Annotated in this window: 6 protein-coding genes; 2 read left to right on the plus strand and 4 right to left on the minus strand. The window is 66.2% G+C overall.

Annotated features, from left to right (window positions below; translation table 11 throughout):
• Window positions 1–69: 69 nt before the first annotated feature.
• The 4 genes from MU553_RS05325 to MU553_RS05340 all read right to left on the minus strand — a co-directional run bounded on the left by MU553_RS05325 (window position 70) and on the right by MU553_RS05340 (window position 8,420).
• Window positions 70–903 (minus strand): ZIP family metal transporter, encoded by an 834-nt coding sequence (locus tag MU553_RS05325; RefSeq protein WP_247376501.1) that lies wholly within the window; start codon window positions 901–903, stop codon window positions 70–72.
• A 45-nt stretch (window positions 904–948) separates the two neighbouring features.
• A complete protein-coding gene (locus MU553_RS05330) occupies window positions 949–2,127 on the minus strand; it encodes a DUF7344 domain-containing protein (protein WP_247376502.1) in 1,179 nt (392 codons plus the stop codon).
• 83 nt (window positions 2,128–2,210) lie between these two features.
• On the minus strand, window positions 2,211–7,616 hold the full coding sequence (locus MU553_RS05335) for a PAS domain S-box protein (RefSeq protein WP_247376504.1): 5,406 nt from the start codon (window positions 7,614–7,616) through the stop codon (window positions 2,211–2,213).
• A gap of 165 nt (window positions 7,617–7,781) precedes the next feature.
• Window positions 7,782–8,420 carry a uracil-DNA glycosylase gene (locus tag MU553_RS05340; protein ID WP_247376506.1) on the minus strand — a complete coding sequence of 213 codons (639 nt, stop codon included), beginning with the start codon at window positions 8,418–8,420 and terminating at the stop codon, window positions 7,782–7,784.
• Window positions 8,421–8,809: 389 nt separating this feature from the next.
• Between MU553_RS05340 and MU553_RS05345 the strand changes: the two genes are divergently transcribed.
• Both MU553_RS05345 and ileS read left to right on the plus strand, forming a co-directional pair.
• On the plus strand, window positions 8,810–9,850 hold the full coding sequence (locus MU553_RS05345; protein WP_247376508.1) for a hypothetical protein: 1,041 nt from the start codon (window positions 8,810–8,812) through the stop codon (window positions 9,848–9,850).
• A 223-nt stretch (window positions 9,851–10,073) separates the two neighbouring features.
• A complete protein-coding gene (gene ileS / locus MU553_RS05350) occupies window positions 10,074–13,271 on the plus strand; it encodes an isoleucine--tRNA ligase (protein WP_247376510.1) in 3,198 nt (1,065 codons plus the stop codon).
• Window positions 13,272–13,364: the final 93 nt, after the last annotated feature.

Raw genomic sequence — 13,364 nt, forward strand, 5'->3', positions numbered from 1 at the left:
CCGTTACCAAGAAGATTCAGGCTGGTTTCGCGTTTCGTGCGTCGAGAAAAACGGTGTACGGGGTCGCGACTACCCGAGACTCACGTCGAGATACAGCATGACGACGACGCCGGCCATGGTGCCCAGCGTCGCGATGCGCTCGTGGCCCCTGGTGTGGGTCTCGGGGACGATCTCGTCTGAGATGACGAACAGCATCGCGCCGGCGGCGAACCCCATCGCGTAGGGCAACAGTGGGCGGGCGACCTGGACGGCCAGCGCGCCGAACAGCGCCAGCGGAATCTCGACGATCCCCGAGCGCAGGCCCGCGAACATCGCGTAGAACTTCCGGTCGAGCCCCGCGTTGATGGCCGCCACGGAGACGGCCAGTCCCTCGGGGATGTTCTGGATGCCGATGGCGAGCATCAGCGGGATGGCCGTTTCGACGTTGCCCGAGCCGAAGCCGACCCCCACGGCGAGCCCTTCGGGCATGTTGTGGAGCGTGATCGCGAGGATGAACAGGACGACCGGCGTGACCCGCTCGCTTTCGAGCGGAACCGATTCGCTGGGGTTCGCGGCGTCCGTTCGCTTGGATCCGGTCAGCAGGTAGTGGGCGTGTGGCACCACCACGTCTGCGCGGTCGAGAAAGAGGACGCCGAGGACGACCCCGACAAGTACCGGGATCGGATCGCCGCCCGAGTACTGCTCGATGCCGGGGATGATGAGGCTCGTGAACGCCGCCGCGAGCATCACGCCGGCGGCGAAGCCCAGCGCGCCGTCGAGCGCGCGCTCCGAGGGGTCGCGCCAGACGAGGACGAGCGACGCACCGAACAGGTTGAGCGCTGCGATGACGATGCCACCGACCAGCCCCTGGACGACCGGATCCGTTCCTGCGACCTGCTGAAACAGGTCGACGACCGACACCATGTACTGACCAGTTGTCGGGCTGGCGAGTTAACGCTCCCGGCGCGGTTACGGCGACGCCGGTGACTGATGGTCGGGCTGCCGGTTGCCGCCGGCGTCGAGTCGCGAGTCGACCAGTTTGCGGACTGCCGTCACCAGGCCGTTGTCTCGTCCGTCGCCAGTGACGGCCGTTTCGGACGCCACCCGGTTCCGATCGATCGTCGCCAGCATGGCCGCCCGGGTGTCGGCGACGACCAGCCGACTCAGTCGGCCTTCCCCGCCGAGCGACGGGAGGTGCCACTGCTGCTGTGGGTTCCAGACTGTTGCCTCGGGGACCGCTGCGTCGATCCGGTCGCGCACGGCCGCGTGCGGTGTCCCGATGGCGACGTCGACGCCGCGCTCTGTCGCCACTCGCAGGTGGATGAGACAGCCGGGCGTCAACAGCCCCTCCGCCGCGAGGACGACGACGAGTTCGTCGTCCGCGTGGTCGGCCAGTGCCCGCATCCGCTCGACGACGTCCTCGTGGGCGTCGATGCTCCAGACGTTCTCGTCGGCCGCTGCTGAGGCGTCGTGGCCGCCGTCACTCGCCACCGAGCTGAGCGGTTCGGTTTCGGTGAGCCACGCCGAGCCGATGCGCTCGATTCCCTCGTCGGCGATCGTCCGCGTCTCGGCGTCGTACTCGACGAATCTGGCCTCGTCCAGTTTCGGGAGGTGGACGTGGTGGAGCGTCGTCTGGACTTCTTCCAGCGTCGACTGATCGATCCGCGTGAGGTCAGCGTCTTGCTCGACGGTCGCCACGGCGACGGCGAGGCCGGTCAGCGTCACGCGTTCGTGGGGCGTGCGCGCGAGGACCGACGCGACGGTGCGCCGTCGGTCGGAGTTCATTACTGACAGGAGTGCGTCCCCGTCGACGTCCGGTGGGATGGCGTCTTCGACGGTTCTGACCGCCGCGATCCCTTCGTCAGTCGCGGTTGCAGTGTCGCCGTCGTATTCGATCAGGTCGCTGGCCGCGAGCCGGGGGAGCTCGCCGTGCACGAGGTCGATTCGGTGCTGCCGTATCGCTCGTTCGCTGACCGCGGCCGGCGCTCCGGCGTGGTCCTCGACGGCACGAACCACAGCCAGGGCCGCCGGTGAGAGGGGCGCTGACTGGGCGGCGAGGAGACGGACCAGGCGCCGTGACTGGGCCGACGAGAGCGGCTCGTACTGCCTGAGCACAGTTGCTGCCGGGGGAGTTTCCGCTGTTCTCATCTACCGCAAACGGACCCGCTATGGTGGCAAAAGGGGATTCCCTAAACGGTTAGGATCGACTGCCTGAAACGCTGGACGGGGCGCTACGCGGTGGTGTCTCCCTCGATGATCGTGTTCAGGAGGCGTCGTTCGGCGCCCCGCAGGTGCTGGTGGAACGTGGGCGCTGAGATGTCGAGCGCGTCGGCCACGTCCTCGCCGGTGCTCTCGCGGGGCCACTCGAAAAAGCCCGCGAAGTAGGCGGCCTCCAGGGCGGCGAACTGCCGCTCGGTCAGGAGGTCGGCGAGGTCGAACTGGTGTCGGCTGACGATTTCCCTGTCGGCGGCCGTCCGGCGCTGGGCGAGCAGTTCCGTGGCCGGGTACGCGTTTTTGACCGTCTCGACGACCTCGCGAACGGGTGCGTTCGGCGGGAGTTCGGCCGTCATCCGGTAGTCGCCGTCGGCGAACGTCGCAGACGGGATGTGGCCACCGTGGGCGGTGATGATGCTCAGCGCCGGTGGCTCCGCGAGCTTCAGCTCGAATCGGCGGGTGCCCTCGGCTTCCTCACTGATGAACGACACGTCCGCCCAGGCTGACAGCTGTTCGACGAGTCGCTTCAGCGTCTCGGCGCCGTCTGCGCTGGCGGTTCCGTAGGCGAGATACCCTCGGCTGGTGGGGATGGTCTGTGCGATGGAGAACTTCCCTTCGGGGGTCCCTTCGAGGCCGAGTTCCTCGAACATGTCGCGGATTCGGAACTCCACCTCGACGACTTCGTCGCTCATCAACAGCCGCTTTCGCTCGATGGCGTTGATAGCGTGGCCCATTACCTCGCCGAGTTGCTCGACGACGGCGCGCTCTTCACCGCTGAAGGCGTACGGCCGTTTCGCGTAGACGTTCAACACCCCGTAGGTGGTGTTCTCGTAGATGATGGGGATGGCCACCGACGAGCGATAGCCGTGTTCGAGCGCCCGGTCGCGCCACTGTTCGTACGCCGGGTCCTCCGTCACGTCTTGACAGACCTGGACCTCGCCGGCTTTGATCGCCCGACCCGTCGGGCCCTGGCTGTCCGAGCTGTCGTCGACGGTGATCGTGATGTCCTCGAGATAGCCCTCGACGCCGGCCTCGGCTCGGACGACCACTTCGTCGGTGTTGGTGTCGACGTCGCCAGTCCACGCGAACGCGTAGGAGTCCGAGTCGGCCAGCCGCTCACAGACCAACTCCTCGATGTCCTCGCGCGTGGACTGCTGGATAAGGACGCTGATGATGTCCCTGATGATGCCGTTGAGGTTGTTGAGCGCGGCCAGGCGCTCGCGCTGGCGCTCGATCTGTTGTTCGTGTTCGATGCGGTCGATGGCCGTCGTGAGGATGTTCGCGACCGACTGGACGAAGTTGACGTCCTGGTCGCTGATCGCTCGCTTCTCCGTGTCGTGGATGCCGAGCACCCCCCACGGCTCCTCCGGCGGGCCGATGACGACGCTGATGCCGCTCGCCACGTCGTGGCTGGTGAGTAGCTCCGGGCCGGAAAAGCGGGTCTCGGCGTCCATGTCGGGGACGACCACGGGCTCCTCGGAGGCGAGCGTGTAGCCGGCCTGGGACTGGCGGTCGGTCGGGACGCGTGCCGACCCGACGAGCCCGTCACGCCAGCCGACCCCAGAGCGGAGCAGCAGGCGGTCACTGTCCGGTTCCAGTTCGAGGACCTTGCAGTAGTCGTTGTCGAGGGTCTCGGCGACGAACTCGACCGCCTCGTCGAACAGGTCGTCGAGGTCGTCCGCCGCGAGTGCGCGCTGGCCGAGCTGAGTGACGACCTGCTGCTGGCGGACGCGTCCCTGCAGTTCCGATTCGCGCTGGCGCAGTTCCGTGACGTCCTGGGACATCGCCAGCCCGGCGATGACGGCGCCGTCGTCGTCTCTGACGGGGACCGTGTGGAGCTTCCGGATCTGGTCACCGACTTCGAGCTCCACGGTGCTCGCTTCGCCGTCCAACGCGGTCTCGAACAGCGGCCGCAGCTCCTCGGAGAGCGATTCCGGCAGCACCTCGTCCATCAGCCTGCCTTCGAGTTCCGACGCTGTCCTGCCGACGTCGGTCGGCATTTCGCCGCCGAGAACGAGATAGCGCAGTTCCTCGTCGAACAGCGTGACGCCGCCGTTCGGGAAGTTGTCGACCAGCGTCCGGAGCCGCCGCTGTGACTCTTTGAGTTCACGCTCGCGGTCGAGGCGGTCGAGCGCGCTCTCGGCGTTCGTGGCCAGCAGCTCCACCAGTTGCTCGGTTTCGGTGTCGAACGCGTCGACTTCGCGCGAGCCGACGATCGCGATGCCGTGATCGCCCAGCGGGACGAAGACCCCGGCACGCATGTCCGTCTCGTCGGCATTGAGGTGCGGTGAGTTCCGCACGTCAGCCAGGCGGACCGACTCCCCGCTGGCGTAGACGTGTCCGGTGAGGCTGGACTCGTCTGGGGGTACGCGCGGCAACGACTGGCCGCGCATGAACGCCGCCTCGCTCGACACGGCGGCGGGATACAGCTCGTCGCGCTCTCTGTCGTAGAGATACACGGCGACCCCGGAGAGGTCGAGCACTTCCGTCGCCGCGTCGACGATCCGCTCGCTCACCGCCTCGTCACTGGTCGCCTCGTAGAGGTCGCGCGTCGTGCTGTGGAGCGCCTGGACCGTCTCTTCGAACTCCTTGCGTTCGGTGATGTCGCGGACGACGCCGACGCGACCGACCCGGCCGTCGTCGAGTTCCATGACGGAGAGCGTCCCCTCTGCCATGAACTCGGTCCCGTCGGCCCGCTGCATGGGTCCCTCGACGGTGAGCGTCTCCTGGTCGCTGGTCCGTACCGTCTCGTAGGCGTCCTCGACCCGGTCGGCGGTCTCCTGGCCGACGACCCTCGCGGCCGGGGCACCGATGAGTTCCGCCCGGGTGTACCCGGTCATCTCCGCGTACGCCTCGTTGACGAAGACGAACTCGCTCGCTTCGTCGATCACGTAGACGCCGTCGTCGATCGTCTCCATCACCTGCTCGTACTCTTCGAGTTCGCGCTCGCGCTGTTTTCGACCGAGTTCGTAGCCGATCCACTGCGAGAGCAACGTCATGACCGTCCGGTCGAGTTCGGTGATCTCCCGGTCACGCGGGTCCGGACTGGCGAAACTCAGCGTCCCGTACAACTCGCCGTTGACGTGGACCGGCACGCCGAGGTACGACTCCAGCTCGAACTCCCGATAGCAAGGATGGCTGGTCAGGTCCGCGTCGGAGGCGGACGCGAACCCGAGGGGCTGGGTCTGCTGGAGGGTCACTTCGCAGTACGTGTCGGCGAGCGAGTAGGTGTCGCCGACGCCGATATTTCCGGTTTCGTCGCTCACATGCCGTACGTGGTAGTCGTCGCCGTCGATCTCCGAGAGGATTCCGACGTCGAAATCGAGGAACTCGCGCCCGGAGGCGAGCAGTCGCTCGACCTTCTCCTCGAAGTCGACGTCGGCCCGCGTCGAGGTGTGATAGAACTGGTTCAGGTAGTCGCTGTAGCGCTGGAGGCGCTCCTCGCGGTGGATCCGCTCGGTGATGTCCGTCCCGGCGCTCAGGACGCTCGCGTCCCCGTCGGCTCTCAGGACGGTGTTGTTCCACTTGATGAGCCGCTCGTTCCCGTCGGCGGTGACGACCGTTCCGACGCGGGTGTCGGCCTCGTCCGAACCGGCGAGTACGTTCTCGAAGACGTCCCGAACGTCGTCTCTGTGACGCGCTGGGATGCAGGTCTCGAACCAGTCCGCGCCGAGCAGTTCGTCCTTCTCGTAGCCCAGCAGTTCGCACCCGCGCTGATTGACGTAGGACACCGTGCCGTCCGGGTCGATGATGACCATCACCGACCCTGCGAGTTCGAGGATCGTCTGCGCGCGGTTGCGTTGCTGACGCACTTCGGTTGCCCGCTCCTTGCGGTCGGTGACGTCCCGGAAGTACACCGACAGCCCGCTCTCCGAGGGATACGCGTTTATCGCGAACCAGGTGTCGAGCGGGGCCAGGTACTGCTCGAAGCTCACCGGCTCCTGGGCCACCATCGCGCGCTCGAACTGTTCCTGAAACGTCGAGCCGACGGTTTCGGGGAACACGTCCCAGATGGTCGCTCCGAGTAGCTCCGATTTCGACGCGTCGAGCAACTGCTCTGCCTGCGCGTTGACGTAGGTGAACTGCCAGTCGTCGTCGAGTCCGAAGAAGGCGTCCGTCACGCGCTCGAACACGTCCGTCATCTCCGACTCCAGGGTGTCGCGCTCGTGCTGGAGCTGTTGTTCGTACTCGCGGCGCTCGGTCATGTCTCGCGTGACCTTCGTGTACCCCTGGAGCGTGCCGTCGTCGTCGCGGACGGCGGTGATGGTGACTTTCGCCCAGAAGCGCGACCCGTCGCTCCGGACGCGCCACCCCTCGGTCTCGAGGCGCCCCTCGCTGGCTGCGTCGGCGAGGTTCTGGTCCGGACGGCCGGCCTCCCGGTCCTCCTCGGTGTAGAACGTCGCGATGTGCTCGCCGACGACCTGGTCTCGCTCGTAGCCTTTGAGTCGCTTTGCGCCCTCGTTCCAGGTGACGACCCGTCCGGCGGGGTCGAGCATGAAGATCGCGTAGTCCTCGATGGCGTCGACCATCTGCTGGAACTGCTCGTCGTGTTGCCACCGCGTGTACCCCGCGTGTAACTCCTGGAGCACCTCCCCGAGCTGATCGACCATCGTCGTGAGGAGGTCGATCATCTGCTCGTCGACGGCCTCGTGCGCTGGCAACAGGAACGTCAGCACGGCGATGACGCCCGCGTCGGCGACGACGGGGACGCCGAGCGCCGTCGTGAGCCCGCTCTCACGAGCGGCGGCCGCTCTGTGGAACTGCGCGTCCGCGTCCGTCACGTCCCGGATCCACTCCGCCTCGCCGCTCTCGTACACCCGTCCCACGAGTCCCTCTCCCGGCTCGAACGTCGTGGCGCTCGACGCTGCAGCGAACTCCGCGTCCGCGTCCCGGACGTCGGCGCTCGAAACGAGCGCCAGTTCCCCGGACGCCGTCGGCATCCACGCGTCGCCGTAGACCCATCGCGTCTCCCGACAGATGCGTCTGAGCGCCCTGGAGAGACTCTCCTCGAACGAACCCACGCTCGCTTCCCGGGGAGACGAGGACTTGAAATCAGAGCCAGTGGGTGCGGTGGGCTGGTTCGGACGGAGCACGCCGATCGTGGCGCCCCCGTCCTCGCTATCAGCCGTCCCGACCCGGAGGGTACAGGGTACCGCGTCGTCGGTTGCGGTCGTGACCTGCACGTCGATCGCCTCGACGCCCCGGTCGTCTCCGCTCAGCAGCCGCCTGATCGCCAACTCGGCCCGAGCGAACGCATCGGGTTCGAACAGCACGGAAACGTGCTCACCGAGCAGTTCTCGCCGGGAATATCCCGTCACCTCGACGAGCGCGTCGTTGACCGCGGTGACGTGCCGGTCACCGTCGAGTCGATACACGCCGTCCCGGATCGCGTTCGCGAGCCCGGAACACCAGCCGTCGTCCACTGCGTCCCCTGTTTGTCGGTGACTAACGGACCGACCCTCCCCCTGGTCCCCAGACTCTCTCGACATGGTACCACAGTTATCCCATCAACGGTGATAAGCACCGCGACGAATGAATGTTATCTGATGGTTTTAGGAAGCGGTTAAAACCATAATAGAGTCCTTAATTCAGACGTTTCTGGTGACTCTGCCTATCTCCTTGACATACTCGTCGCGGTCGTATCCGAGTCTGCCGAGCCAGACCGCCTGGTAACTCGGGTGGAGGAGCGGCAGCACGGTCGTCTCGAGCGGCGGGCAGTCGATCGGCTCCAGTACCAGATCAAGGAACCCGTCGACGTCGCTGCCCGTGAACGCGAGCACTGACCGTGTCGCGTGCTTGCCGGTCGTGACGACGGCGTCCGGGTCGACAGTCTCGATCTCCGCTCGGAGGTACGATCGGCAGTGGTCCCGTTCGCCGGGCGTCGGCGCCCGGTTCGTCGGCGCGTCCGCGTCGGGGTTCTCGGCGGGGAAACACTTCACCGCGTTCGTGAAGTAACAGCGTTCCAGCCCGTAGCCTGCGTCGGCGAGCAACTCGCGGACGCGTCGCCCGGAGTGACGCGAAGTGTAGGCCATCCCCGTCCAGTTGCCGCCCTGCCACCGGGTCGCGTCGGGGTCGCCTGCCGCGGGGGCTTCACCGACGACGACCAGGTCGGCGTCGAGCGGACCGTTTCCCCAGGCGATGCACTCCCGGGCGTCGACGAGCGCGGGACAGCGCTGACAGTCGTCGGCGAGGACGTGCTGGCTGTCGGGGTCGGGAAACGGGGGCATCGGTCGCTCGTTCGTGCCCGGGGGGTTTGAGCGGTTCGCCGCCGGCCGAACCGCGGACCGTCCAGCTGCGAACGGTTGCTTTCGCGAGCCGTTCCGGATGGTCGAACACTGCATCCAGCGTCTGGTTCAGTTGCTCACGCGGCATAAGCGACGATTGTTCACTCCGGCGTCGGCTACGGGCGCGTTCTGTTCCGGTCACTTGCGGCACGGCTGTCGGTTCATCCACGCTATTCTACGCGCTCACCGACCCATTACCCGAGTAAGCTGTCCTAGTGGCGAGATTCCGGAGCCAGATAACCAAACGGGTGGACGGACTGCATCCCACTGCATGCCAGTGCTGACCCGGTCGGCAGCGACCGAGACTGATCGGACGTGCAATCACGAAAACTATGACTGAGAAATCAACGGAGTCTACGGACGGCGGTACGCTCGACGACCTGCCACTGGAAAACACCCGACGGACGCTCCTTCGCGCCCTCGGCGGCGCTGCTGCCGTCGGCGGCATCTCCGGCGTCGCAGCCGGCGTCGACGACGAGGGTGAGGAGAACAAGGACGACGACGAGGGAGAATGGAACGACGGCCCCGGTGAGGATGACGAGGACGAACGAGACGACGGCGGCGGAGACGACAACGGAAACACCGGATCCGGACAGCGCCTCTCCTTTACGCTGCTCGACCTGTTCGACGTGAACGGGTTGGCGGTCACCGACGAGGCGATCTCGGCCCGGGAAGTGACCCTCGAGGTCTCGAACGGTGGGTCCGCGATCGAACTGGTGACCGCTTCGGGCGTCCGGATGAACGTCGTGGGCGACGCCATCGCCGGAACCAGCGTCGACTCCATCGACCTCCACAACCTGCTCGAACCCGAGGTCGAAAGCGCGATCGCGACGCTCGCGAACGGCGACACGCCCGAGGAGGTAAACGCGCTGCCCGACCCCCTCTCTGAGCAGGTCGAATCGACCGACAGGTCCGTGTACAAGGAGATCGACGCGCGGACGAACGGCTCGCGGTCGGTCTCTGACGTGGCCGAGAACGAGCTGTCGACCGCTGGGAACGACAGGCACAGGAGCGACCCGCTCATCGTGGTGATCGTGATCATCATCGCGATCATCCTGTCCTTCGGGGGCGGTCTCCCGCGACTCGACGTCGGCTCGGGCGCCTCCAGCGACTCGGCTGGGGCTGGCGACTCGGATGAATCCGGCGAAGCCGGTGGGGCCGAGGAAGCCGGTGGAGCCGACGAATCGGAGGAAGCGGACGAAACTAGCGGAGCCGGTGGATCGAGCGGATCTGGCGAGGCTGGCGACGCAGGCGGCATCGTCGAAGACGACGAAGACGAGGAAGACGAGGAAGGGACCGTCGGATCGGACGGCATCGGCGAAGACGGTGGCGAACTCGACGATTCCGAGGAGCCTGGCGCAGGAATGGATTGATCTGCAAATCTGGGACCTCCAATACGTCGATCTCCCGATTCTTTTCCGTGCTCGGTTTTCACCGCTGCTCGTCTCGGACCGTCCCGTGACGGCCGCGTTTCGACGGCGCGCCTGCACAGTCCGACGGGTGTTCGTGGGATATGTTCGGATTGCCGTCGCGTCGCAGTACTGACGCCGTTGTCGGACCGATTTGCCTTTAGTCCCGGCCCCAATTGGAGGACACATGAGCAGGTTCGATCCGGTGGACGACCAGTACGACCCTCATTCGGTCGAGGAGGAGATCTTCGACTACTGGGACGCGGTCGACGCCTACGAGCAGACCAAAGACCACAGGGCCGACGGGGAGACGTACTTCTTCGTCGACGGCCCGCCGTACACCTCCGGGTCGGCGCACATGGGGACGACCTGGAACAAGACGCTCAAAGACGTCTACATCCGCTTTCTCCGCATGCAGGGCTACGACGTCACCGACCGCCCCGGCTACGACATGCACGGGCTCCCCATCGAGACGAAAGTCGAGGAACGGCTGGGCTTCGAGAACAAGAAGGACATCGAGGAGTTCGGCGAGGACGCCTTCATCGAAGAGTGCAAGGAGTTCGCCGAGGAGCAACTGGAGGGACTCCAGGACGACTTCAAGTCCTTCGGCGTCTGGATGGACTGGGACGATCCCTACAAGACGGTCGACCCCGAGTACATGGAGGCCGCCTGGTGGGGGTTCCAGCAGGCTCACGAGCGGGGCCTCGTCGAGCAGGGGCAGCGATCTATCTCCCAGTGTCCCCGGTGTGAGACGGCGATCGCCAACAACGAGGTCGAGTACGACCACGTCCAGGACCCGTCTATCTACGTGAAGTTCCCCCTCAGCGACCGCGACGGCTCGCTCGTCATCTGGACCACTACTCCCTGGACGATCCCGGCCAACACCTTCGTCGCCGTCGACGGCGAGGCGACCTACCAGGCCGTCCGCGCCGAGCAGGGTGACGACGAGGAGGTCCTCTACCTCCACGAGGAGTGCGTCGAGGACGCCCTGGAACAGGGCGGCTACGACGACTACGAGATCGTCGAGGAAGTCTCGGGCGAGGAGATGGTCGGCTGGGAGTACGACCACCCGCTCCGCGAGGAAGTACCCGACGCACCCGACTTCGACGGCGCATTGCAGGTCTACACCGCCGACTACGTCGAAGCCGACCGGACGGGCCTGGTCCACAGCGCTCCCGGGCACGGTGAAGTCGACTTCCAACGCGGCCGCGAACTCGGCCTGGACGTCTTCTGTCCGGTCGGTCCCGACGGTACCTACGAGGACGCCGCGGGCAAGTACGCCGGCGAGTTCGTCAAGGACGCCGACGAGCGCATCATGGACGACCTCGACGCCGAGGGACACCTCCTCGCCCGGGGTACCGTCCACCACGACTACGGCCACTGCTGGCGGTGTGACACGGGCATCATCCAGATCGTCACCGACCAGTGGTTCATCACGGTCACGGACATCAAAGAGGAACTGCTCGACAACATCCAGGACAGCGAGTGGTACCCGCAGGAAGCTCGGGACAACCGCTTCACGTCGTTCGTCGAGGACTCGCCGGACTGGAACGTCTCGCGCCAGCGCTACTGGGGCATCCCGATCCCGATCTGGACGCCCGAGGACTGGAGCGGAGAGATGCAGGAGGCCATCGTCGTCGGTACTCGCGAGGAACTCGCAGAGCGCGTCGATCAGGACGTCGACCCCGAGACGGTGGACATCCACAAGGGGACCGTCGACGACCTGACGATCACCGAGGACGGCACCACGTACACCCGCGTCGGCGACGTGTTCGACGTGTGGCTGGACTCCTCGGTCGCCACGTGGGGCACCATCGGCTTCCCCAGCGACGAGGAGACCTTCGAGGAACTGTGGCCCGCCGACCTCATCATGGAAGCCCACGACCAGACCCGCGGCTGGTTCTGGTCGCAACTCGGCATGGGCACCGCCGCGATGGGCGAGGTGCCATACGACCAAGTGCTGATGCACGGCTGGGCACTCGACGAGGACGGCCGGAAGATGTCCAAGTCGCTGGGCAACATCGTCGAACCCGGCGAGGCCATCGACCGTCACGGCCGGGACCCGATGCGACTCTTCCTGCTGTCGGTCAACCCGCAGGGGGACGACATGAAGTTCTCCTGGGACGAGATGGCCGAGATGAAGCGCCGGCTCAACATCCTCTGGAACGTGTTCCGGTTCCCGCTGCCGTACATGCGGATGGACGAGTTCGATCCCGACGCGGTCGACGTCGAAGACGCGGAGACGGAACTCGTCGACGAGTGGGTGCTCTCGCGCCTCCAGAGCGTGACCGAGGAGATGACCGAACACATGGAGGACTTCGAGCAGCACAAAGCGCTGGACGCGCTGCTCGAGCTCGTCGTCGAGGACGTCTCGCGGTTCTACGTCCAGACCGTCCGCGACCGGCTGTGGGAGGAAGACGACAGCAGCTCGAAGGAAGCGGCGTACGCCACGCTGTATCACGTCCTCGAACAGGTCGTGACGCTGTTCGCGCCGTTCTCGCCCTTCGTCGCCGAGGAGATCTATCAGAATCTCACCGGCGACGCCGGCTTCGACACGGTGCACATGCGCGACTGGCCCGACCGCGACGAGTTCTGGCACGACGAGGCTCTCGAAGCCGACGTCGAAGCGGTCCGCGCTGCAGAGGAAGCCGGCTCGAACGCCCGCCAGCAGGCCGAACGGAGCCTTCGCTGGCCGGTCACGCAGGTCATCGTCGACGTGACGACCGGCGAGGACCTCACTGCCTCGCTGGAGAGCCAGACCGATATCCTCGCCGAGCGACTGAACGCCCGCGACGTCGAGGTCGTCGATCCCGACGAGGACTGGGGCGAGATCACCTTCTCCGCCGAGGCGGACATGAGCCTGCTCGGGCCGGAGTTCGGCGACGAGGCCGGCCGCGTGATGAACGCGCTGAACGAGGCTCGGGTCACCGAGCAGTCCCTCGACGCGCTCGAAGCGGCCGTCGAAGACGAACTCGGCCGTGACGTCGACCTCACGGAGGAGATGGTCGAGTTCGTTCGCCACACGCCCGACGACATCAGCGGCTCGGGCTTCGAGGCGCTGGACGGCTCGGGCGTCGTCTACGTCGACACCGAACTCACCGAGGACATCGAGAGCGAGGGCTACGCTCGCGAGGTCATCCGCCGCGTTCAGGAGATGCGCAAGGACCTCGACCTGGACATCGAGGAGCGCATCCAGGTCGAGTTCGACATCGACGACGACCGGATCGCCGACCTCGTCCGCGAACACGAGGCCCTCATCGCCGAGGAAGTCCGCGCCGACGAGTTCGGTGGCGTCGAAGACGGCCACCGGAAAGAGTGGGCGGTCGAGGACGTGGCGCTGACGATCGCGGTCGAACCGTTGGCTGCTGCTGAAGCGTCGGACTAGATCGCTGTTCGGACCCGAGCGAAGCGAGGGTCCGTTTTTCGAGGTGCAGGCTGTAGGTGCCATTCGTGCCTTCGAAGGAATAATTACCGCTCG

The organism is Halorientalis brevis (genome assembly GCF_023077655.1).

Bases quoted from the DNA above. Each gene is read 5' to 3' on its own strand.
- MU553_RS05325 (WP_247376501.1), bottom strand. From the start codon at position 903: ATGGTGTCGGTCGTCGACCTGTTTCAGCAGGTCGCAGGAACGGATCCG.
- MU553_RS05330 (WP_247376502.1), bottom strand. From the start codon at position 2,127: ATGAGAACAGCGGAAACTCCCCCGGCAGCAACTGTGCTCAGGCAGTAC.
- MU553_RS05340 (WP_247376506.1), bottom strand. From the start codon at position 8,420: ATGCCCCCGTTTCCCGACCCCGACAGCCAGCACGTCCTCGCCGACGAC.
- MU553_RS05345 (WP_247376508.1), top strand. From the start codon at position 8,810: ATGACTGAGAAATCAACGGAGTCTACGGACGGCGGTACGCTCGACGAC.
- ileS (WP_247376510.1), top strand. From the start codon at position 10,074: ATGAGCAGGTTCGATCCGGTGGACGACCAGTACGACCCTCATTCGGTC.